This window comes from uncultured Piscinibacter sp. (assembly GCF_937952055.1).
Taxonomy (GTDB): domain Bacteria; phylum Pseudomonadota; class Gammaproteobacteria; order Burkholderiales; family Burkholderiaceae_C; genus Piscinibacter.
On the sequence record NZ_CALFYO010000021.1, the window covers coordinates 397685 to 417669 of the forward strand.

21 protein-coding genes are annotated in these 19985 nt (G+C 70.1%); 9 read left to right on the top strand and 12 right to left on the bottom strand.

The features are described 5' to 3' along the window. Positions 1-5: 5 nt before the first annotated feature. The gene (locus tag Q0599_RS16125) at positions 6-908 is read right to left on the bottom strand and encodes an SDR family oxidoreductase (protein WP_298831422.1); all 903 of its coding nucleotides are present in this window, start codon (positions 906-908) and stop codon (positions 6-8) included. Between the two features lie 56 nt (positions 909-964). Between Q0599_RS16125 and Q0599_RS16130 the strand changes: the two genes are divergently transcribed. Together Q0599_RS16130 and Q0599_RS16135 are read left to right on the top strand one after the other, a co-directional pair. Further along, entirely contained in the window at positions 965-2008 is a 1044-nt protein-coding gene (locus tag Q0599_RS16130) for a CDP-6-deoxy-delta-3,4-glucoseen reductase (RefSeq protein ID WP_298831425.1), read from the top strand. Then, positions 1992-2966: a tripartite tricarboxylate transporter substrate binding protein gene (locus Q0599_RS16135; RefSeq protein WP_298831428.1), complete on the top strand. Its 975-nt coding sequence runs from the start codon at positions 1992-1994 to the stop codon at positions 2964-2966. Before Q0599_RS16130 ends, Q0599_RS16135 begins: the two co-directional genes overlap by 17 nt. Positions 2967-2978: 12 nt before the next feature. Here the strand turns inward: Q0599_RS16135 and Q0599_RS16140 are convergent, their stop codons facing one another. From Q0599_RS16140 to Q0599_RS16160, 5 genes are all read right to left on the bottom strand, one after another. After that, complete coding sequence (locus tag Q0599_RS16140) at positions 2979-3692, bottom strand: ABC transporter ATP-binding protein (protein ID WP_298831431.1); 714 nt, start codon at positions 3690-3692, stop codon at positions 2979-2981. A gap of 10 nt (positions 3693-3702) precedes the next feature. Beyond that, complete coding sequence (locus Q0599_RS16145; RefSeq protein WP_298831434.1) at positions 3703-4479, bottom strand: ABC transporter ATP-binding protein; 777 nt, start codon at positions 4477-4479, stop codon at positions 3703-3705. Between the two features lie 10 nt (positions 4480-4489). Next, positions 4490-5578 carry an ABC transporter ATP-binding protein gene (locus Q0599_RS16150; RefSeq protein WP_298831437.1) on the bottom strand — a complete coding sequence of 363 codons (1089 nt, stop codon included), beginning with the start codon at positions 5576-5578 and terminating at the stop codon, positions 4490-4492. An 18-nt stretch (positions 5579-5596) separates the two neighbouring features. Then, positions 5597-6520, bottom strand: a complete 924-nt coding sequence (locus Q0599_RS16155) for a branched-chain amino acid ABC transporter permease (protein WP_298831440.1) — start codon at positions 6518-6520, stop codon at positions 5597-5599. A 255-nt stretch (positions 6521-6775) separates the two neighbouring features. Continuing rightward, the gene (locus Q0599_RS16160) at positions 6776-8104 is read right to left on the bottom strand and encodes a replication-associated recombination protein A (RefSeq protein ID WP_298831443.1); all 1329 of its coding nucleotides are present in this window, start codon (positions 8102-8104) and stop codon (positions 6776-6778) included. A gap of 81 nt (positions 8105-8185) precedes the next feature. Between Q0599_RS16160 and Q0599_RS16165 the strand changes: the two genes are divergently transcribed. Then, positions 8186-8560 carry a hypothetical protein gene (locus Q0599_RS16165; RefSeq protein WP_298831446.1) on the top strand — a complete coding sequence of 125 codons (375 nt, stop codon included), beginning with the start codon at positions 8186-8188 and terminating at the stop codon, positions 8558-8560. After that, the gene (locus Q0599_RS16170; protein ID WP_298831448.1) at positions 8557-9243 is read left to right on the top strand and encodes a hypothetical protein; all 687 of its coding nucleotides are present in this window, start codon (positions 8557-8559) and stop codon (positions 9241-9243) included. Before Q0599_RS16165 ends, Q0599_RS16170 begins: the two co-directional genes overlap by 4 nt. Before the next feature lie 15 nt (positions 9244-9258). Here Q0599_RS16170 and lolA read toward each other — a convergent pair whose 3' ends face one another. Both lolA and Q0599_RS16180 read right to left on the bottom strand, forming a co-directional pair. Continuing rightward, on the bottom strand, positions 9259-9870 hold the full coding sequence (lolA, locus tag Q0599_RS16175) for an outer membrane lipoprotein chaperone LolA (protein ID WP_298831450.1): 612 nt from the start codon (positions 9868-9870) through the stop codon (positions 9259-9261). After that, positions 9867-12137 (bottom strand): DNA translocase FtsK, encoded by a 2271-nt coding sequence (locus tag Q0599_RS16180; RefSeq protein ID WP_298831453.1) that lies wholly within the window; start codon positions 12135-12137, stop codon positions 9867-9869. The genes lolA and Q0599_RS16180 overlap by 4 nt, the downstream gene beginning before the upstream one ends. Before the next feature lie 209 nt (positions 12138-12346). Here Q0599_RS16180 and Q0599_RS16185 point away from each other — a divergent pair, with 209 nt between their 5' ends. Beyond that, positions 12347-12973, top strand: coding sequence for a protocatechuate 3,4-dioxygenase (locus tag Q0599_RS16185; RefSeq protein ID WP_298831456.1), 627 nt, complete (start codon positions 12347-12349; stop codon positions 12971-12973). Then, positions 12973-13971, top strand: a complete 999-nt coding sequence (locus Q0599_RS16190) for a DUF2891 domain-containing protein (protein WP_298831460.1) — start codon at positions 12973-12975, stop codon at positions 13969-13971. Before Q0599_RS16185 ends, Q0599_RS16190 begins: the two co-directional genes overlap by 1 nt. On the opposite strand, the gene thpR is transcribed toward Q0599_RS16190, so the two are convergent. Next, complete coding sequence (gene thpR, locus Q0599_RS16195; RefSeq protein WP_298831462.1) at positions 13972-14472, bottom strand: RNA 2',3'-cyclic phosphodiesterase; 501 nt, start codon at positions 14470-14472, stop codon at positions 13972-13974. 66 nt (positions 14473-14538) lie between these two features. Between thpR and Q0599_RS16200 the strand changes: the two genes are divergently transcribed. The 3 genes from Q0599_RS16200 (at position 14539) to Q0599_RS16210 (ending at position 17707) form a co-directional block, all read left to right on the top strand. After that, positions 14539-15894 carry an MBL fold metallo-hydrolase gene (locus tag Q0599_RS16200; protein WP_298831465.1) on the top strand — a complete coding sequence of 452 codons (1356 nt, stop codon included), beginning with the start codon at positions 14539-14541 and terminating at the stop codon, positions 15892-15894. 41 nt (positions 15895-15935) lie between these two features. Next, positions 15936-17144, top strand: a complete 1209-nt coding sequence (locus Q0599_RS16205) for a DUF4010 domain-containing protein (RefSeq protein ID WP_298831469.1) — start codon at positions 15936-15938, stop codon at positions 17142-17144. A 77-nt stretch (positions 17145-17221) separates the two neighbouring features. Further along, positions 17222-17707: a hypothetical protein gene (locus Q0599_RS16210; RefSeq protein ID WP_298831471.1), complete on the top strand. Its 486-nt coding sequence runs from the start codon at positions 17222-17224 to the stop codon at positions 17705-17707. Positions 17708-17778: 71 nt separating this feature from the next. On the opposite strand, the gene Q0599_RS16215 is transcribed toward Q0599_RS16210, so the two are convergent. Genes Q0599_RS16215 through Q0599_RS16225 form a run of 3 tightly spaced genes read right to left on the bottom strand, consistent with a single transcriptional unit; the run spans position 17779 to position 19943 of the window. Continuing rightward, the gene (locus Q0599_RS16215) at positions 17779-17973 is read right to left on the bottom strand and encodes a hypothetical protein (protein WP_298831475.1); all 195 of its coding nucleotides are present in this window, start codon (positions 17971-17973) and stop codon (positions 17779-17781) included. A 45-nt stretch (positions 17974-18018) separates the two neighbouring features. After that, positions 18019-19077, bottom strand: coding sequence for a CaiB/BaiF CoA-transferase family protein (locus tag Q0599_RS16220; RefSeq protein WP_298831478.1), 1059 nt, complete (start codon positions 19075-19077; stop codon positions 18019-18021). Further along, a complete protein-coding gene (locus Q0599_RS16225) occupies positions 19074-19943 on the bottom strand; it encodes a 2OG-Fe(II) oxygenase (RefSeq protein WP_298831481.1) in 870 nt (289 codons plus the stop codon). Before Q0599_RS16225 ends, Q0599_RS16220 begins: the two co-directional genes overlap by 4 nt. Positions 19944-19985 lie beyond the last annotated feature (42 nt).

The following is a 19985-nucleotide window of genomic DNA, read 5'->3' on the forward strand; positions in this document are numbered from 1 at the left end:
CGGGCTCAGGCGGGCAGGCCGCTTTCCACCGTCGGGTAGCGCAGCTTCAGCCGAAGCTCCCGCTTCAGTCGCGCGTTGTCCAGTCGCCGCGATTCGCTCATGAAGCTCAGCAGCATCGGCGAGAGCTGCTCGCGCGCCTGCGCGCGCGTGATGCGCGGCGGCTTCGGCAGGCCGCAGAGTTCGGCGGCGAGATCGAAGTAGTCGCCCATCTTCAGCTCGGTGTCGTCGCTCGCGTGCACGATACGCTGCGGCAGTCCGCGATGCAGCGCCGCCACGCAAGCGCGCGCCAGGTCGTCGGCATGGATGTGGTTGGTGTACACGTCGTCCTCGGCGGCGAGTACCGGTGTGCCGCGCGCGAGTCGCTCGCGCGGGTGGCCGCCCGGCCGGTCGCCGGCGTAGATGCCGGGAATGCGCAGGATGGTCACGCGCACGCCAAAGGTGCGGCCGTGCCAGCGCAGCCGGCGCTCGGCATCGACGCGGCGCCAGGCGCGGTCGGTGGCCGGCGCCACGGCACGCGTCTCGCCGAATTGCTCGCCGCCGCAGTCGCCGTACACCCCGGTGGTGCTGCCGTAGACGATGCGCTGCACGGCCCCGCGCCGCGCCAGCGCGCGCAGCAGATCGGCCGTGCGCGGGTCGCTGCGGCCCTGCAGCGGCGGCGGCGCGAGATGCAGCACCGCGTCGGCGAGGCCGGCGGCTCGCTGCAGCGTCGCCGGATCATCCAGGTCAGCGACCAACGGCAGGATGCCGGCCGCGCGCAGCTCGGCGCGCCGGTCCGTGCTCGACGTGATCGCGATCAGGCGCCAGCGACCACGCAGCAGCCTGGCAACGCGCAGGCCGACGTCGCCGCAGCCGACGATCAGCAGGGTGGGACGCGGTCGGCGCCGGGGAGACTGGCAGGCAAGGGACATGAGGCTGCGGGCACAATTCGAGGTTCTGCTCTCGTTCCCAGTCTAAGACCCGCGCCATGTCCTTCACCGTGACCGTGCAGCCCAGCGGCCGCAGCTTCAGCGTCGAACGCGACGAACCCATCCTCCACGCGGCCATCCGGCAGGGCATCGGCCTGCCCTACGGTTGCAGGGACGGCGCCTGCGGTTCGTGCAAGTGCCGCCTGCTCGAAGGCCGCGTCATCCACGGTGCGCACCAGGCCAAGGCCTTGTCGGCCGACGAGGAGGCTGCCGGCTTCACGCTGACCTGCTGCGCTGCGCCGCAGACCGACGTGGTCATCGAGGCGCGCACCGTGCCCGGCGCCGGCGAGTTTCCGGTGCGCAAGATGCCGGCACGCGTGATGGCGATCGCCCGGCCCTCGCCCGACGTGGCCGTGCTCACCCTGCAGCTGCCCGCCAACGACCCGCTGCGCTACCACGCCGGCCAGTACGTCGAATTCATCCTGCGCGATGGCGCGCGGCGCAGCTACTCGATGGCCAATGCGCCGCACACACAGACCGACAAGCCGGCGATCGAGCTGCACATCCGCCACATGCCCGGCGGCAAGTTCACCGACCACGTGTTCGGGACGATGAAGGAGAAGGAGATCCTGCGCCTGGAAGGCCCGTTCGGCAGCTTCTTCCTGCGCGAAGACAGCGACAAGCCGATCGTGCTCCTGGCCAGCGGCACCGGCTTCGCCCCGGTCAAGGCGATCATCGAGCACATGGCGTTCAAGGCCATCTCGCGGCCGACGATCCTGTACTGGGGCTGCCGCAGCAGGGCCGATCTCTACCTGCACGACTGGGCGGCAACGGCGGCGCAGCGGCTGCCGAACTTGCGCTACGTGCCGGTACTCTCGGAGCCGAAGCCCGAGGACGCATGGACCGGCCGCACCGGCCTCGTCCACCAGGCCGTGATGGCCGATCTTCCCGACCTCACCGACTACCAGGTCTATGCCTGCGGCGCGCCGATCATGGTCGAATCGGCACAGAAGGATTTCGTGGCTCGCTGCGGCCTTCCCGCCGACGAGTTCTACGCGGACAGTTTCACTTCGGAGGCGGACAAGCATGGCGCAACGGCGTGATCTCCTGACCCTGGCCGTGGCAGCGCTGGCCGCACCGGCATTCGCGCAAGGTGCGAAGCCGATCCGCATGATCGTGCCCTACCCGCCCGGCGGACCGCTGGACATCGTGGCGCGAGCCCTGGCCCACCAGGTTCGGGACAGCCTGGGCACGGTGGTGGTGGAGAACAAGCCTGGTGCGGGCGGCAACCTCGGTGCCGACGCGGCGGCCAAGGCTGCGCCCGACGGCACGACGATCCTCATGGGCGCAGTGGCCACGCATGCCATCAACCCCTGGCTGTACGCGAAGATCCCCTACGATCCAATGCGCGACTTCACACCGATCACCGGCGTGGCACAGGTGCCCAACGTGCTGGTGATGAACCCCGAAGCGGCCGACCGCTTCGGCGTGAAGAGCGTCGCCGATCTCGTCTCCGCCGCGAAGAAGAATCCGGGCAGGCTGAACTACGGCTCGGGCGGCAACGGCAGCGCCGGGCACCTCGCCGGCGAGATGTTCAAGGCGCAGGCGGGCGTGTTCATGGTGCACATCCCCTATGCCGGCGGCAACCCGGCTCAGCTGGCACTGCTGTCGGGCCAGGTGGACCTGAACTTCGACAACCTTGCCTCGGCCTCGGCCAACATCAAGGCGGGCAAGCTGCGCGCCCTGGCGGTCACCACCGCGAAACGCTCGCCGGCCGTGCCCGAACTGCCCACCATCGCGGAGGGCGGCGGCACGCTGGCGAACTTCGACATCCACACCTGGTTCGGCCTGTTCGGCCCGGCGAACCTTTCCGCCGAGGTGACCCAGCGCCTGAACAAGGCCTTCGTCGAGGCGCTCGGCTCGCCCGAGCTGAAGAGCCGGCTGGCCACGCTGCTGGCCGAGCCGATGCCGACCACGCCGGAGCAGTTCGGCGCCTTCGTGAAGTCGGAGCTCGCGAAGTACGAGGGCGTGGTCCGGCGCAGCGGCGCGCGCGTGGACTGACGCCCGCCGCGTTCACTCGCCCAGGTACGCGGCCCGCACCTTCGGGTCGGCGAGCAGCGCCTTGGCTTCGCCGCTCATCGTCACCTCGCCCGAGTCCATCACGTAGCCGCGGTTCGCGAGGCCGAGCGCGCGGCTGGCGTTCTGCTCGACGAGCAGGATGGTCGTGCCGCGACCGTGGATGTCGGCCACCACCTCGAAGATCTTGTCGACCATGATCGGCGACAGGCCCATCGAGGGTTCGTCGAGCAGCAGCACCTTGGGCCGCGCCATCAGCGCGCGGCCCATCGCGAGCATCTGCTGCTCGCCGCCGGACATGGTGCCGGCGAGCTGGTTGCGGCGCTCCTTCAGGCGCGGGAAGATGGCAAACACCTTCTCGACGTCGGCCTCGATCTCGTTGTCCTTGCGCACGAAGGCGCCCATCTGCAGGTTCTCGGTGATGGTCATGCGCGTGAAGGTGCCGCGCCCTTCCGGCACCATCACCAGACCCTGCTTGACGAGGTCCCAGGAGCCCTGGCCCTTGATGCTGCGCCCCATGAACTTGATCTCGCCGGCGGCAGACGGCTGCAGGCCGGTGATCGCCTTCAGCGTGGTCGTCTTGCCGGCGCCGTTGGCACCGATCAGGCTGACCAGCTCGCCTTCCTGCACTTCGAAGGACACCCCCTTGACGGCCTGGATGCCGCCGTAGGCCACCTTCAGGTCACTGACCTCGAGCAACGTGTTCGCCATGTCGTGATCCTCAATGCGCCTTGTGTCCGGCGCCGAGGTAAGCCTCGATCACCTTCTCGTTCTTCTGCACGTCCGCCGGCGTGCCTTCGGCGATCTGCTTGCCATAGTCGAGCACGGTGACGCGGTCGCACAGCCCCATCACCAGCTTCACGTCGTGCTCGATCAGCAGGATCGTGCGGCCGTCGTTGCGGATGCGGTCGATCAGCTCCCGCAGCACCACCTTCTCGGTGGCATTCATGCCGGCGGCCGGCTCGTCCAGCGCGATCAGCTTGGGGTCGGTGGCCAGCGCCCGGGCGATCTCCAGGCGCCGCTGGTCGCCGTAGCTCAGCGTGCGCGCCTTGAACTCCGAGTACTTGCCGATGCCGACGTAATCGAGCAGCTCCTGCGCGCGCTGCGCGATCGCCTTTTCCTCGGCCTTGAAACCGCCGGTGCGCAGCACCGCACCGATCAGGCCGGAGTGGCTGCGTACGTGGCGCCCCACCATCACGTTCTCCAGCGCCGTCATCTCGGCGAACAGGCGGATGTTCTGGAAGGTGCGCGCGATGCCCGCCTTGGCCACCTCGTGCACCGCGCTGGGCTTGTAGGGCGCTCCGCCGAGCTCGAACGTGCCCGAGTCCGGCGTGTACAGGCCGGTGATGACGTTGAAGAACGTCGTCTTGCCCGCGCCGTTGGGGCCGATCAGGCCGTAGACCTGGCCCTTGGTGATGGTGATGCCCACGTCGGACAGCGCCTGCAGGCCGCCGAAGCGCTTGGAGACACCCGCCACCTTCAACACGACTTCGCTCATCGCGCGCTCCTCACTTCACCGGGGCCGGATTCGGTGCGGCCTTGCCGTGCTCGGGCGAAGGCCACAGGCCGCGCGGGCGCGCCAGCATGATGCCGATCATCGCCAGCGCGATCAGCAGCTGGCGCAGGATGGACGCGTCGAGACGGCCGTCGGTCATCGACTGCAGCGGGCCGGCGACGTAGCGCAGCACCTCGGGCAGCGCGGCGAGCAACAGCGCGCCGACGATCACGCCAGGGATGTGGCCGATGCCGCCGAGCACCACCATGGCCACGATCATGATCGACTCCGGCAGGCTGAAGGCCTCGGGCGTGATGAACGACTGGTAGCCGGCGAACATCACGCCGGCCACGCCGCCAAAGGTGGCGCCCATGCCGAAGGCGAGCAGTTTCATGTTGCGCGTGTTGATGCCCATCGCCTTGGCGGCGATCTCGTCCTCGCGGATGGCCATCCACGCGCGACCGATGCGGCTGCGCTCGAGCCGGTAGCAGATCACCACGCTGATCACCACCAGCGTGAGGAACAGGTAGTAGTAGTTGATCACCGGCGGGATGTCGTAGCCGAAGATCTCGTGTCGCTTGCCCAGATCGAAGCCGAAGATGTGCATCGAGTCGATCGGGCCGATGCCTTTCGGGCCGTTGGTGATGTTGATCGGATGGTCCAGGTTGTTCAGGAACACGCGGATGATCTCGCCGAAGCCGAGCGTCACGATGGCCAGGTAGTCGCCGCGCAGCCGCAGCGTCGGCGCGCCGAGCAGCACGCCGGCCAGGCCGGCAAGCAGCGCCGCGGCCGGGATGACGATCCACAGCGGCGTGTGCAGGCCGTCGGGGAACATCGCGGCGATGGACGGGAAGGTCTCCCACAGGTGCGAACTGCCGAGCAGGCCGAACATGTAGGCGCCCACCGCGTAGAACGCCACGTAGCCGAGGTCGAGCAGGCCGGCGTAGCCGACCACGATGTTCAGCCCCAGGGCGAGCAGCACGTACAGCAGCGCGATGTCGATGATGCGCACCCAGGCGTTGCCGAACTGCTGCGCGAGCAGCGGAAAGATCAGCAGGCCAACGGCGGCGAGCAGGAAGACGACGAGCTTGTTGTCTTTCATGGTCTGTGCTCCTCGGGGTCAGGCGCGGTCTGCCACGCGCTCGCCGAGCAGGCCCGAGGGCCGCAGCGTGAGCACGAGTATCAGCACGATGAAAGCGAAGATGTCCTGGTAGTGGCTGCCCAGGATGCCGCCGGTCAGGGCGCCGATGTAGCCGGCACCCAGCGCCTCGATGATGCCCAGCGCCACGCCGCCGACCATCGCGCCGGCGAGGTTGCCGATGCCACCGAACACCGCCGCGGTGAACGCCTTCAGCCCGGGCAGGAAGCCCATGGTGTGCGAGGCCGAGCCGTAGTTGGCGGCCCACATCACGCCGGCGATGGCAGCGAGCGAGGCGCCGATGATGAAGGTGGCCGAGATCACCATATCGGGGCGCACGCCCATCAGGCCGGCGACGCGCGGGTTCTCCGCGGTGGCACGCATCGCGCGCCCCAGCTTGGTGTAGTTGACGAGGTACATCAGGCCGGCCAGCGTCACCGCGGTGGTGACGAGGATGATGATCTGCACCGTGTTGATGACCGCGCCGAACACGTTGATCGGCTCGGTGGGCAGCAGGATCGGGTAGCTCTTGATGGTCGGCTTCCAGATGATCATCGCCAGCGTCTGCAGCAGCAGGCTCATGCCCATGGCGGTGATCAGCGGCGCCAGGCGCGGCGCATTGCGCAGCGGCCGGTAGGCGACCTTCTCGATGGTGAAGTTCAACGTGGTGCAGACCAGGATCGCGCCGACCAGCGAGATGAGCAGGATCGCCCAGCCCGGCAGGCCGGAACCGGCCAACGCGGTGACGATCGTCCAGCTGACCAGGGCTCCGACCATCAGCACCTCGCCGTGAGCGAAGTTGATCAGGTTGATGATGCCGTAGACCATCGTGTAGCCCAGTGCCACCAGCGCGTACATGCTGCCGAGCACCAGACCGTTGATGATCTGCTGGATGAAGGTCTCCATCGGGGAATCTCCTGCCGGAACTGCTTCTTCGATCGGGCCACCTTGTTCGAGGCGGCGGCCTCGGCGGGCGGAAACGGGGCGCCCCACCCGGGCGCATTCACTCTAGTAGCAAAAAGCCCGCCGCACGTCGTGCGTCGGGCCTTGGCTTTCACCTAAGGGTTGGGCGTCGGGGGCGAATTCTAGGGGTGCCGCACTAGGCAGATCCTACGGAGTTTCCACACGTTGACGCCGCAGATCGAACGTCTGGCCGGCACCTCACCGACGTTTCTTCGCCCCCTCGTTCAAGCGGCGCAATTCGTCCAGCTTTTCGCCGATGCGGATCTCCAGCCCGCGCGGCACCGGCTCATAGAACTGCGGCGGGGCCATGCCCTCCGGCCAGTAGCTCTCGCCGGCGGCAAAACCGCCCTCCTCGTCGTGGGCGTAGCGGTAGCCACGGCCGTAGTCGAGGCTCTTCATCAGCTTGGTCGGCGCATTGCGCAGGTGCAGCGGCACCGGCCGCGTGCCGTCGGCGGCGATGAAGGCGCGCACCGCCTTGTAGGCGGTATAGACGGCATTGCTCTTCGGCGCCATGGCGAGGTAGACCACCGCTTGCGCAAGCGTCAGCTCGCCCTCGGGCGACCCCAGGCGCTCGTAGGTCTCGGCGGCGTCCAGCGCCAGGCGCAGCGCACGCGGGTCGGCCAGGCCGATGTCCTCGCTGGCCATGCGGATCAGGCGCCGCGCGGCGTAGCGCGGGTCCACGCCGCCATCGAGCATGCGCACGAACCAGTAGAGCGCCGCGTCCGGGTCACTGCCGCGCACCGACTTGTGCAACGCCGAGATGGTGTCGTAGAACTGCTCGCCTCCCTTGTCGTAGCGGCGCAGCTGTTCGCCGAGCGACTTCTCCAGCATGGGTTCGTCGATCTCGGCCACCTCGCCGACCATGGCGACGAGGTTCTCGTAGGCGTTGAGCAGGCGGCGCGCATCGCCGTCGGCGTAGCCGACGAGGCGCTGCGCCGCCGCCTCGGACAGCGGCGGCGCGTTCAGCAGTGCACGGCCGCGCTCGATGAGCGCGAGCAGGTCCTCGAGGCCGAGGCTCTTCAGCACATGCACCGTCGCGCGCGAGAGCAGCGCCGAGTTGACCTCGAAGGACGGGTTCTCGGTGGTTGCGCCGATGAACGTGAACAGGCCGGACTCGACGTGCGGCAGGAAGGCGTCCTGCTGGCTCTTGTTGAAGCGGTGCACCTCGTCGACGAACACCACCGTGCGCCGGCCCTGGGTCTGCACCGCCTGGGCGCGTTCGACCGCCTCGCGGATGTCCTTCACGCCGCCGAGCACGGCCGAGATGGCGATGAACTGCGCATCGAAGGCGCCGGCCACCAACCGCGCAAGCGTGGTCTTGCCCACCCCGGGGGGGCCCCACAGGATCATCGAGTGCAGCCGGCCGGATTCGAAGGCCACGCGCAGCGGTTTGCCGGGCCCGAGCAGGTGCTGCTGGCCGATCACCTCGGCCAGCGTGGCGGGCCGCAGCCGTTCGGCCAGCGGCGCATCGGCGGGCACGCCCGGCGGCGGCGCGTGCGGTTCGAGCGGCAGTTCCAGCGTGGACATGGACGGATTGTCGCAGCCAGCCCGGGCGCTCAAGTTCCGCGCCGAAGTGACGATGCTGGGAACGACCGTCCGCAACCTCCGATGAACGAATCTCGCCCCACCCGCGCCCCCGAGGTCATCGCCTCGCTCGAAGCCCTGGCCTCGGCGCTGTCCGGGCTGGAGCCGGAACTCGAACGCTGGCAGGGCACCGGCATCCACGACGCGGCCGAACGCGAACGCGCACGCCGTGCGGCCCTGCATCTGCGCACGCAGGCCTCGCGCATCGTCGCCTTGCTCGACGCTGCACCGACAGAATGGCCGCCGGCCTGGCACGGCCAGGAGCGGCGCGGGCCGAGCCGCGCCACCAACGTGTCGCGCTTGCCCGATCGGCCCGCCCCGGGACGTGAGCGCGGGCCCCTCGGGCCGGAAGGCTGGGAGCCGTTCCGCACGACGACGCACGACAAGGACCCCTCATGACACGACTGACACTTCTCGCCGCCGCCGCGCTCACGCTGGCCGGCACGGCCCACGCCGGCCGACCGCTTGCCACGGAAGACGCCGACGTCCTCGGGCATGGCCAGTGCGAGGCCGAGGGCTTCTACTCGCACCTGAAGCCCTCCGGCGTCGATGCGCTGAAGGGCTGGACACTGCAAGGCGCCTGCGGCGTCGGCACCCACACGCAGGTGGCGCTCGCCTACAGCCGCGCCCGCCGCGGCGGCGAGACAGCCCAGGGCCTGCTGCTCGGCGGCAAGACCGGCATCATCGCGCGCGCCGGCGACGGCGTCGGCCTGACGCTGGCGTGGGGGCTGACCGGGGAGAAGGGCACGGGAAGTTCGTTCGAGCACGAACTCACCTACATGAACCTGGTGGCCACGCGCGAACTCGCATCGAGCTGGACGGCGCACGCCAACCTCGGCTGGGCGCGCAGCGAGCGCGCCGACGCCAACAGCACAACCTGGAACCTCGCCATCGAGAAGGCTCTGGCCAACGGCGTCGACCTGACGGGCGAGGTCTACGGCGACGACCGCAGCGACGAGAGGCTCGGGCTGGGTGCACGCTGGGCCGCATCCGACCGGCTGAGCCTGAACGCGTCGTGGGCGACGCAGAACGAGTCGCCCCGCGTCAGGCTGTGGACGATCGGCTTCAAGCTCGCCTTCTGAGCGAAGGCGCGGGCGCTACTGCTCGATCACGTCCGCGCCCTTCGGCGCGACGAAGCGGAACGCGTCGGCCGAGGTCGCGGCATTCGGCTTGAACTGGCTGAACTGCAGCATCGAGCGCTGGCCGAAGCTGTCGACGATCTCCACCGAGGCAAGCTCCTTGCCGCGAAACCCGACCTTCAGCGAATCGAAGGCACTCTCTTTCGCCTTGGGCTTCGCCGCGGCCCACTCCAGCCCGTCGGCCGCGGGCAGCGGCGAGAGCTGGAAGTCCTTCTCCAGGCTGCCGCCGGCCAGCAGCGCCGCCGGCGTCGCGCCGATCGCCGCGGAGAGCCTGCGCGAGCTGACCTGGTTGAGGTCGGCGTCGTAGATCCACACCTTCTGCCCGTCGGCGACGATCACCTGGTCGAACGGCTTGGTGTAGGCGAAGCGGAAGCGGTTGGGCCGCAAGAACTCGAAGCTGCCGCTGCTCGTCTTCTGCTTCGCGCCATCCGGCGAAGTGACGGTCTGCGTGAACTGCGCCTTGCCACTCTTCACCTCGCGCACGAACTCGCGCAACGTGTCCACTGCATCGGCATGCGCCGAGAACGCCGCGCCGCAAAGCGCCAGCAAGAGCGGGAAACGAAGCTTCATGCGTCGCGGCTCGGGACGATGATGTCGCGATTGCCGTTGGTGGACATGGCACTTACGAGCCCGGATTTCTCCATTTGTTCCAGCAATCGCGCCGCTCGGTTGTAGCCGATGCGCAGGTGGCGCTGCACCAGCGAGATCGAGGCGCGCTTGTGCTGCAGCACGATGGCCACCGCCTGGTCGTACATCGGGTCGCTCTCGCCACCAACCGCACCGGCCTCGCCGGCGAGCACGTCGCCCCCCTCCCCGTCGAGCGTGCCGCCCTCGAGGATGCCCTCGATGTAGTTCGGCTCCCCCTGCGACTTCAGGTACTCGACGACACGGTGCACTTCCTCGTCGGACACGAAGGCACCGTGCACGCGCACCGGCAGCCCGCCGCCCGGCGTGAGGTAGAGCATGTCGCCCTGGCCGAGCAGGGCCTCGGCCCCCATCTGGTCGAGGATGGTGCGGCTGTCGATCTTGCTGGACACCTGGAACGACAGTCGGGTCGGGATGTTCGCCTTGATCAGGCCGGTGATCACGTCGACGCTGGGCCGCTGCGTGGCCAGGATGAGGTGGATGCCCGAGGCACGCGCCTTCTGCGCAAGGCGCGCGATCAGTTCCTCGATCTTCTTGCCCACCACCATCATCAGGTCGGCGAGTTCGTCGATCACCACCACCACGAACGGCAGCCGCTCCAGCGGCTCGGGCTGCTCGGGCGTCAGGCTGAACGGGTTGGGGACCTTCTCCCCGCGCTCGGCGGCGTCGGCGATCTTCTTATTGTAGCCGGACAGGTTGCGCACGCCCATCTTGCTCATCAGCTTGTAGCGGCGCTCCATCTCGCCGACGCACCAGTTGAGGGCGTTGGCGGCCTGCTTCATGTCGGTGACGACCGGCGCGAGCAGGTGCGGGATGCCCTCGTACATGCTCATCTCGAGCATCTTCGGGTCGATGAGGATCAGGCGGACGTCCCTGGCCTCGGCCTTGTAGAGCAGGCTGAGGATCATCGCGTTGATGCCCACCGACTTGCCCGAGCCGGTGGTGCCGGCCACCAGGCAGTGCGGCATCTTCGCCAGGTCGGCGACGACGGCATTGCCGACGATGTCCTTGCCCAGGCCCATGGTCAGCTGCGAGGCGGCGTCGTTGTAGACCTGCGAGCCGAGGATCTCGGACAGGCGGATCATCTGCCGCTTGGCGTTGGGCAGCTCGAGCGCCATCGTCGTCCTGCCGGGGATGGTCTCGACGACGCGGATGCTGACCAGCGACAGCGAACGCGCCAGGTCCTTGGCGAGGTTGACCACCTGCGCGCCCTTCACGCCGGTGGCCGGCTCGACCTCGTAGCGCGTGATCACCGGGCCTGGCGAGGCCGCGACCACGCGCACCTCGACGCCGAAATCCTTCAGCTTCTTCTCGATCAGCCGAGAGGTCATCTCCAGCGTCTCGGGCGTGACCGACTCCTGCCGGCCCGCGGGCGCGACATCGAGCAGGTCGACCTGTGGCAGCTTGGTGTCGGCAAGTTCGGTGAACAGCGGCTTCTGCCGCTCCTTGGCCACGCGCGCCGACTTCGGCAGCTCGGCCACCGGCTCCTCGATGACGATGGGCAGGTGCTCCTCGTGCAGCAGGTGCTCGACCTCGACCACCACCTCGCGCTCGCGCAGCGCGCGCTCGCCGAGGCGAATGTCCTCAGCGCGCTCGAGGCGTTCGGCGCGCTTCTCGCGGAAGGCATCGAGCCAGGTGCCGATGGCCTCGGCCACGCGCAGCCAGGAGAACTTCAACGACATCGCGATGCCGGCCACCAGCGCGGCGATCCACAGCACGCCCGAGCCGGCGAAGCCGAGCAGCGTCTGGCTCATCGGGCCGAGCAGCACGCCGAGCACACCGCCGGCGTGGCCGCCGGCCACGCGTGACTCGAACTGGTACAGGCGCGTCGACTCGAGCGCGCAGCTCGCCGCCAGCAGCACGACGATGCCGACCCAGAACAGCCAGGCCGGCGGCTCGTGCGGATCGACCGGCGGCGCCGGTGCCTGCTCGCTGCGCAGCACACCGGCCAACGCGCCGAGCCAGACGCGCAGGCTGATCAGCATCAGCCACCAGGCCGAGAAGCCGAACAGGAAGTACAGGCCGTCGGAGAACAGCGCGCCCAGCGCCCCGGCCTTGTTGGTCGCCTGTTCGACGCTGCCCGAGGTGGTGAAGGCCGGGTCCGAGGCGCTGTGCGTGGCCAGCGCGATCAGCGCGAGCAGCCACAGCACGGCGCCCAGCCCCAGCGCCAGGCGTGCGCGCCAGCGCGGCATGAGCGGTGCACCGGCGGCCTCACGCGAGACACGCCCGGACGGGGATGAAGACTGTGCCGCGCCCCCGTCGGCACGCAGCGATCCGAGTGGAAACGTCATGGCCACGATTGTGGCGCATGCCCTGTGAGGGCTTGTATCCGCTCGCAGCGCCGCGGCTCACAATGGCGCGAAGCACGCAACGACTCCACGCCGTATCGATCGGAGCCTCGATGGACACCTTGCCCCGCACCCGACGCCGTCTGATCTTCGGCAGCGCGATCGCGCTGGCCGCCCCCATGGTCTGGCGCGCTGCGCTTGCGCAGGGCCGCCTGCGACCGACGCCGGCGCAGACCGAGGGCCCCTTCTATCCGCTGGACCTGCCCGACGACATCGACGGCGACCTGCTGGTGCAGGGCGCGCGACGCTACACGCAGGGCCGGGCGGCATGGCTGGAGGGCGTGGTGACCGACACCGACGGCCGCGCGCTGAAAGGTGGCGCCGTGGAGATCTGGCAATGCGACCAGCAGGGCCACTACCACCACCCCGGCGACGGCGGCCGAGCCGATCCCGACTTCCAGGGCTTCGGCCGGGTGGCGGTCGGCGCCGACGGCACCTACCGCTTCCGCACCCTGCGCCCGGCGCGGTACAGCGGGCGGACGCCGCACATCCACCTGAAGGTCACGCTCGGCCAGCGCGAGCTGCTGACGACGCAGGTCTACGTGCAGGACGATCCGGGCAATGCACGCGACTTCCTCTGGCAGCGCCTTCGGGCCGAGGACCGCGCCGCGCTCACCGTTCCCTTCGAGCCGGCAGGTGACGCGCTGCGCGCGCGCTTCGCGATCGTCGTCGCGGCCTGATGGCGCCGCTGCCGCTGGGCCCGGCCGAGGCATCGCGCCTGGCCGCGTGTGCGCTCGCGGCGGTGCGCCAGCGCTTTCCGCACAAGCTGGACCACCTGATCCTCGACGAACGCGACCTGGCGCTGCCATCGGCGATCCACCCGGTCTTCGACGGCAGCTACGACTGGCACTCGAGCGTGCACATGCACTGGTCGCTGCTGCGGCTGTTGCGCCGGCAGCCGGCGCTGCCGCAGCGCGAGGACATCGTGGCGCACTTCGACGAGCGCTTCGTGGCGAGCCTGCTGGCGGCGGAGCGCGCCTATGCGGCACACCCGCGGCGTCGCGGCTTCGAGCGGCCCTACGGCTGGGCCTGGCTGCTCGCGCTGCAGGCCGAGCTGGACACGCCCGACAGCGCCCTGCCACGACGAGCCGCCTGGGCCGAGGCGCTGCGTCCGTTCAGCGTGGAGGTGGCGGCGCGGCTCGCGCACTACCTCGAGCGCAGCCACTACGCGGTGCGCGCCGGCACCCACGCCAACTCGGCCTTCGCCATGCTGCTGGCACGGCGCTTCGGTGAGCCGGGCCTGAACGCGACGATCGAGCGCAGCGCCCGGCGCTGGTTCGGCGACGACCGCAGCTACCCGGCCGATTACGAGCCGGGCGGTGCCGACTTCCTCTCGCCCGGCCTGCTCGAAGCGCTGCTGATGCGCATGCTGCTCGGTGAAGGGTTCGCCGCCTGGTGGACCGCCTTCGTGCCGCGCGCCGACGCGCTCGAACGGTGGATGCGGCCGGCCCGCGTGAGCGATCGCATCGATGCGCAGGGCGTGCATCTGGACGGGCTGAACCTGTCGCGCGCCTGGTGCCTGGAGGCGCTGTCGACCGCCCTGGACGCGCCGCTGGCCGCACGCTGTCGCGAAGCCGCGCAGGCGCACCGCGCGGCGGCCTGGCCGCACGTCACCGGCGGCGACTTCGCCGCCACGCACTGGCTGGTCAGCTTTGCGCTGCTGTCGCTGGGCGACTGATCAGACGCCGACCTGCTGCAGCAGTTCGTAGTGCAGCGGCGGCCCGCTGCGCGAGTGCACCAGCGCGTAGCCTGAGACGGCCCAGCGGATCGACTCGAACCCGGACGGCGGCCGCGACCCCTGCGCATGCCGGGCCAGCGTCACGTGCGGGCGGAAAGCGCGTCCTTCGGTGCGAAGGCCGAGGGCCTGCAGCCGCAGGGCCAGCTCGCCGTGCAGTTCGGCCAGTGCCGGCGGAACGGTCCCGGCCTCCAGCACCGCGATGCCGTGCGGCCACAGCGACGGCCGGTCCAGGCACAGCTCGCAGGCGAGGCCTGACGGCGGCAGCCGCTCGCGCAAGGCTTCCGCGACGGGCTCGGACACCTCGCCGAGGAAGTGCAGCGTGAGATGCAGCCGCTCGGGCGGCACGCGCACGGCGCGCGAACGCCAGCCCCAGGCCGCCTGCGCGGCGGCAAGCTGCCGGCGCACCTCGTCGTCGGGCCAGAGGGCGATGAACAGACGCATGGCGGCATTCTCGCCAACCCGAGCGGCGTCAATCCCGACGCTGCGGCCGTGCGCTAGGCTTCACCCATGAAGATCCATTTTCTCGGCGCCGCCGACACGGTCACCGGCTCGCGCCACCTCGTCGACATCGACGGCCAGACGATCCTGCTCGACTGCGGCCTGTTCCAGGGCTTCAAGACGCTGCGAGAACGCAACTGGGCGCCGCTGCCGCTGCCGGCGCGGGAGATCGACGCCGTCGTGCTCAGCCACGCCCACCTCGACCACAGCGGCTACCTGCCCGCGCTGGTCAAGCAAGGCTTCAAGGGCGCGGTGCACTGTACCCAGGCCACGCGCGATCTCGCCGAGGTGCTGCTGCTCGACAGCGCCCATCTGCAGGAGGAGGACGCGCGCCGCGCCAACCGCTACGGCTTCTCGCGCCACGCGCCAGCGCTGCCGCTGTATACAGTGGCCGACGCCAAGCGCGCGATCGCGCGGCTCACGCCGCTGCCCGCCGGAAAGACGGTACGGCTGGGCAACGTGCTCGCCGAGCTCACGCCGGTGGGCCACCTGCTCGGCGCCTGCTCGGTGACGCTGCGGCATCGCGACGTGACGCTGGTCTACTCCGGCGACGTCGGCCGCGACGACGACCTGCTCATGCCCGCGCCGAAGCGCGTGCCGCATGCCGACGTGCTGCTCGTGGAGTCGACCTACGGCAACCGCGTGCACCCGAAGGAGGATCCGCAACAGCAGCTCGGGGCGACCATCCGCGCCACGCTGCGCCGCGGCGGCTCGGTGCTGCTGCCGTCCTTCGCCGTGGGTCGTGCCCAGGCGCTGATGCTGGTGCTGCACCGCCTGAAGACCAGCGGCGAGATCCCGCAGGACCTGCCCGTCTACCTCGACAGCCCGATGGCCACCGCTGCCACGACGCTCTACCAGAAGCACCGCAAGCTGCTGCGTCTGAGCCCACGAGAGGCGAATTCGCTGTGCGACGGCGTGACCATCGTCGCCACGCCGCAGCAGTCGGAGAAGGTTTCCCGCACTCGCTTCCCGAGCGTGATCATCTCGGCCAGCGGCATGGCCACCGGCGGGCGCGTGCTGCACCACCTCAAGGCGATGGCGCCAAACCCGAAGCATTCGATCGTCTTCCCCGGCTTCCAGGTCGCCGGCACGCGCGGTGCCAAGCTGATCGAGGGGGCGACCGAGGTGAAGATCTTCGGCGAGTACGTCGCGGTGAAGGCGAAGGTCAGCCACCTCGAGGGATTCTCGGGCCATGCCGACGCCGACGAACTGATGCACTGGCTGCAGGGCTTCGACCGTGCGCCGCGCCAGACCTACGTCGTGCACGGCGAGCCGGCCGCGGCCGATGCGCTGCGCAGCCGCATCGCGGACGAGTTGGGCTGGTCGGTGCACGTGCCCGAACACCTGGCGCAGGTGCAGGTCTGAGCCCGTTCGACGCGGTCGGGGCCTCGGCCACCGGCATCGCGGTGGCGCTCGGCTGCGGCCTGCTGATCGGGCTGGAGCGCGAGCGCCGCAAGGGCGAGGGCGACGATCGCGCCGCAGCGGGCGTGCGCACCTTCAGTATCGCCGCCCTGCTCGGCGCGCTGTCGGAGAGCCTCGCGGTACCCGGCCTCGTGCTCGGCGGCGCGCTGCTCGTCGGCCTGATGGCGGCGCTGTCCTATGCGCGCAGCCGCTCGCGCGACCCCGGTCTGACCACCGAGCTGGCACTGGCCGCCACCTATCTCGTCGGCGTGCTGTCGGTGCGTTCGCCGCTGCTCGGCGCGGCCTGCGGCACCACGCTGGCCGTGCTGCTCGCCGCACGCATGCAGTTGCATCACTTCGCCACGAAATGGCTCAGCCAGCGCGAGCTGCACGACGGCCTGATGCTCGCCGGCATCGCGCTCGTGCTGCTGCCGCTGGTGCCCGACGAGCCGCTGCCCTGGCTCGCCGGCATGCGTGCCCGGCCGCTGGCCTCGCTGGTGCTGCTCATCCTCGTCCTGCAGGCCGCCGGCCATGTGGCTCTGCGCCTGTTCGGCGCGCGTTTCGGGATGGCTGCGTCCGGCTTCTTCGGCGGCTTCGTCTCGAGCACCGCCACGGTGGCGGCCTTCGGCGCGCGCGCGCGTTCGGACCACGTGCCGGCGGCGCTGGCCGCGGCCGCCGGCGCCCTGTCGGGCTGCGCCACCTGGGTGCAGATGCTCGCGCTCGCCGCCGCGCTGTCGCGGCCGGCGCTGGCGCTGCTGTGGTGGCCGGCGATGGCCGGGCTCGGCGGCACGCTGGCGGTGGCCGCGCTGTGGTCTTTCGGGCCCGGCCGAGACGCCCAGGCGCCGGTGATCGGCGAACGCGGCGCACTGCGCCTGCGCGAGGCGTTGCTGGTCGCCCTGATGCTGGCCGGCGTGGCGCTGCTCGTCGGCCGGGCCCAGCAGCGCTTCGGCACCGGCGGCGCACTCGCCAGCGCGGCATTGGCCGCGCTGGCCGACGCCCATGCGCCGATCGCCTCGCTGTTGTCGCTGTTCGCCGCCGCGCAGATCGATGCGCGCACCATGCTCGGTGGCGTGCTGCTGGCCCTCGGCTCGAACACGACGATGCGGCTCGTCACCGCCTTCGCGTCGGGCGGCACGACCTATGCGCTGCGCGTCGGCAGCGCGCTCGTCGCCGGACTGGCCGCAGCAGTCACGACAGCCCTGCTTGCAGCTTGAAGCGTCTCGACACAGTGTGACAAGCACCTGAGGCTATGGTTGGCCTTCGCACTCGAAAAGTCGTTGGAGGACCGGCCATGAGAACCACCTGGCGCACCGCCTGGCAAGGGCAGGAGATCGTCGTCTACCGCGAGGACGCAGAGGTCGACCGCGTCAATGCGCAGGACATCCAGCGTGTCGTATTCGTGCACCGCGGCGCGGGCCATTCGCCCGGCGACCTGCTGTACGCCATCGTCGAGACGGCGGACGAGGCACTGGTGTTTCCGGACTACACCGGCTTCGCCGGTCGCGTGAACTTCGAGCGCCAGGCCTTCTGGGCCGAGCGCGCCTGCGTCTACTGGGTCGGTGACGGGCACGCCGCGCTGCCCGCGCGATTGCGCCGCGGCCGCTGGCTGCTGCGCGCTGCCGGCCCTTCCTTCGCGCGACTGCCCCGCGTGGAGCTGGCGCCGCTGATCGAGACCTGGCCGCTGGAGGGCCCGCAGACCTGGGAACAGCGCAAGTGGCGGCACATCGAGAACAGCCGGCCCTTCGCGCATTCGGCACCGGGGCGTCTGCGCGCCTGATCGCGCCACTGCCGGCGCCCCACCAACGAAGAACCCGGCCGAAGCCGGGTTCTGCGCGCGGGGAAAGCACTTCAGGCGGTCGGCTTGGCCGCGGCGGCCTTGCTCTCCTTCTTGGCCACCTTCTTCGTCTCGGTCTTCTTGGCCGCGGGCTTGGCGTCCTGCTTGGCGGCGGCCGTAGCGGCCGGGGCTTCCGCGGGAGCGGTGGCTTGCGCGAGGCCGCCCGCGGAGAGTGCGGCAGCGACCGGCAGGGCGACGAACTTGTTCATGGATGGATTCCTGACGGATGTGGACGAGCGGAGCGCTCGCGAGGATCAACGGGCCGCGGCGATCGGTGGCTGACCGACGGCGTGCACCGGATGCCGGCTGAGTTCGTCCAGTCGCAATACCGGCGTCACGCAGGCATCGACCTGCTCGAACAGCTCGGCCCATCGGGCCATCGACTGCGTTGCGAACACCCGGGCCAGTTCGGCGCGCAGCGCCATCGAAGCTTCGCCGCCCGGGACCAGTCCGCGCGACCAGTGCTGCTCGATCCACTCGGGCCGCTGCAAAGCCTCGCACAGCCTGCGCCAGAACTTCATCTCCAGCGCGCCCACCGCCACGAATCGACCGTCGGCGCAGCGGTAGGCGCCATAACAGGGAGCTCCGCCTGAGAGCAGGTCACGGCCGGGCGCAGGGGTGCGTCCGGTGGCCTCCAGCGTGATGCGCGCCAGCACGTGGTGGCGGTAGACCTCGTGCGTCATCGAGATGTCGACGTAGCGCCCCTGCCCGCCGCGCTGCGCCGACAGCAGCGCGGCCAGCATGCCCGAGACCGCGGCCTGCGTGCCGCCCATCAGGTCGCCGATCTGGAAGTTGGGCACGGCCACCTCGCCGTCCGCCGTGCCGATCTGCTCCAGCACGCCGGCCATGGCGATGTAGTTGATGTCGTGGCCGGCGCGGTGCGACCAGGCGTTGTGCTGGCCGTAGCCGCTGATCGCGCACATCACGAGCCTGGGGTTGAGCGCATGAAGCGTGTGCCAGCCGAGGCCGAGCTTGTCCATCACCCCCGGGCGGAAGCCCTCGACGAGCAGGTCGGCCGTGCGCGCGAGATCGACCAGTTCGGCGCGGCCGGTCTCGCTGCGCAGGTCGATCTCGCGCAACTCCTTGCCTTCGTTGAGCAGGCGGAAGGTCAGGCTCGGCCGGCCGGCCTCGCGGTCGGCGCGTGACAGCCCCATGTGGCGCGAGCCGTCCTCCTGGCCGTCGCGCGCCGGCCCCTCGATCTTCAGCACCCTCGCGCCCATCTCGGCGAGATGCCGAGTGGCCAGCGGGCCCGGCAGCAGCCGGGTGAGGTCGATCACGGTGATGCCGGCCAGCAGACCGGCATCGTTCGTCAACGGAACACCCCTTCCCGCAGCCACTTGGTGGCAACCCACTTCTCACCCTCGACCACCGGCGCGCCGCCGTGCAGGGTCTTGCTTGACGGGTGGGCCCGCTCGTAGCTGAAGAACACCGCGTTGCCCTTCACCGGCGCGACCTCGAGTTGCACGTCGGGGAAGGTGGTGCCCCCCCCGACCACCGGATCGTTGAGGTACATCACCACGGTGGCGACGCGCTGGCCGCCGCGCTTGAGAATGGTGGGCGTGCCCGGCTGGGCGGGATCGAAGTAGTCGTAGTGAGGCTTGTACTCGGCGCCCGGCTTGTAGCTGAGCACCTGGATGCCCTCGCCGTTGTCGACCGGCCAGCCGATCAGCGCGGCGATGCGCGCCTCGATGCGGCGGCACAGCTCGTTCTCGCCGCGGTCGAAGAACATGCCCTGGCTGGTGCGGGCCGCATTGATCTCGCTGGCGCCGGTGTCGGTCTGCACCGTTTCGGAGCGGGTCAGACGCTTGGCCGCCATCGCCATCAGCTCGTCGCATTCCTGGTGCGACAGCAGGCCGCCGAAGACGATCACGCGCGGGTCGCGCATGGCAAGCACGACACGCACGTCTCGGTCCGGCGTCTTCAGCGTGGTCGGGATGCCGCCGCCGGCGGGCAGCGGGTCGGGCACGGGCACAGGCGGCGGCAGCTGCGCGGCCTTGGCACGCTCGTCGAGAAAACCGCGCAGCGTCTCTTCCAGCGCGGTGACCGCCACGTCCTCGCGCCAGCCGCTGGCCTTCATCGACGCCAGCACCGTCTCGGGCTGTGCGCCTGCCTTGGCCTGCTCGATGATCCATGCCCGCAACTCGGGCGTGACCGGTTGGGGCTGTTGCACTTCACTCATGCGCGGAATTTTGCCGCAGCCCCGCGGTACCTTGTTACGGCA

Bases quoted from the DNA above. Each gene is read 5' to 3' on its own strand.
- Q0599_RS16125 (WP_298831422.1), bottom strand. From the start codon at position 908: ATGTCCCTTGCCTGCCAGTCTCCCCGGCGCCGACCGCGTCCCACCCTG.
- Q0599_RS16130 (WP_298831425.1), top strand. From the start codon at position 965: ATGTCCTTCACCGTGACCGTGCAGCCCAGCGGCCGCAGCTTCAGCGTC.
- Q0599_RS16135 (WP_298831428.1), top strand. From the start codon at position 1,992: ATGGCGCAACGGCGTGATCTCCTGACCCTGGCCGTGGCAGCGCTGGCC.
- Q0599_RS16140 (WP_298831431.1), bottom strand. From the start codon at position 3,692: ATGGCGAACACGTTGCTCGAGGTCAGTGACCTGAAGGTGGCCTACGGC.
- Q0599_RS16145 (WP_298831434.1), bottom strand. From the start codon at position 4,479: ATGAGCGAAGTCGTGTTGAAGGTGGCGGGTGTCTCCAAGCGCTTCGGC.
- Q0599_RS16150 (WP_298831437.1), bottom strand. From the start codon at position 5,578: ATGAAAGACAACAAGCTCGTCGTCTTCCTGCTCGCCGCCGTTGGCCTG.
- Q0599_RS16155 (WP_298831440.1), bottom strand. From the start codon at position 6,520: ATGGAGACCTTCATCCAGCAGATCATCAACGGTCTGGTGCTCGGCAGC.
- Q0599_RS16160 (WP_298831443.1), bottom strand. From the start codon at position 8,104: ATGTCCACGCTGGAACTGCCGCTCGAACCGCACGCGCCGCCGCCGGGC.
- Q0599_RS16165 (WP_298831446.1), top strand. From the start codon at position 8,186: ATGAACGAATCTCGCCCCACCCGCGCCCCCGAGGTCATCGCCTCGCTC.
- Q0599_RS16170 (WP_298831448.1), top strand. From the start codon at position 8,557: ATGACACGACTGACACTTCTCGCCGCCGCCGCGCTCACGCTGGCCGGC.
- lolA (WP_298831450.1), bottom strand. From the start codon at position 9,870: ATGAAGCTTCGTTTCCCGCTCTTGCTGGCGCTTTGCGGCGCGGCGTTC.
- Q0599_RS16180 (WP_298831453.1), bottom strand. From the start codon at position 12,137: ATGCCGCGCTGGCGCGCACGCCTGGCGCTGGGGCTGGGCGCCGTGCTG.
- Q0599_RS16185 (WP_298831456.1), top strand. From the start codon at position 12,347: ATGGACACCTTGCCCCGCACCCGACGCCGTCTGATCTTCGGCAGCGCG.
- Q0599_RS16190 (WP_298831460.1), top strand. From the start codon at position 12,973: ATGGCGCCGCTGCCGCTGGGCCCGGCCGAGGCATCGCGCCTGGCCGCG.
- thpR (WP_298831462.1), bottom strand. From the start codon at position 14,472: ATGCGTCTGTTCATCGCCCTCTGGCCCGACGACGAGGTGCGCCGGCAG.
- Q0599_RS16200 (WP_298831465.1), top strand. From the start codon at position 14,539: ATGAAGATCCATTTTCTCGGCGCCGCCGACACGGTCACCGGCTCGCGC.
- Q0599_RS16210 (WP_298831471.1), top strand. From the start codon at position 17,222: ATGAGAACCACCTGGCGCACCGCCTGGCAAGGGCAGGAGATCGTCGTC.
- Q0599_RS16215 (WP_298831475.1), bottom strand. From the start codon at position 17,973: ATGAACAAGTTCGTCGCCCTGCCGGTCGCTGCCGCACTCTCCGCGGGC.
- Q0599_RS16225 (WP_298831481.1), bottom strand. From the start codon at position 19,943: ATGAGTGAAGTGCAACAGCCCCAACCGGTCACGCCCGAGTTGCGGGCA.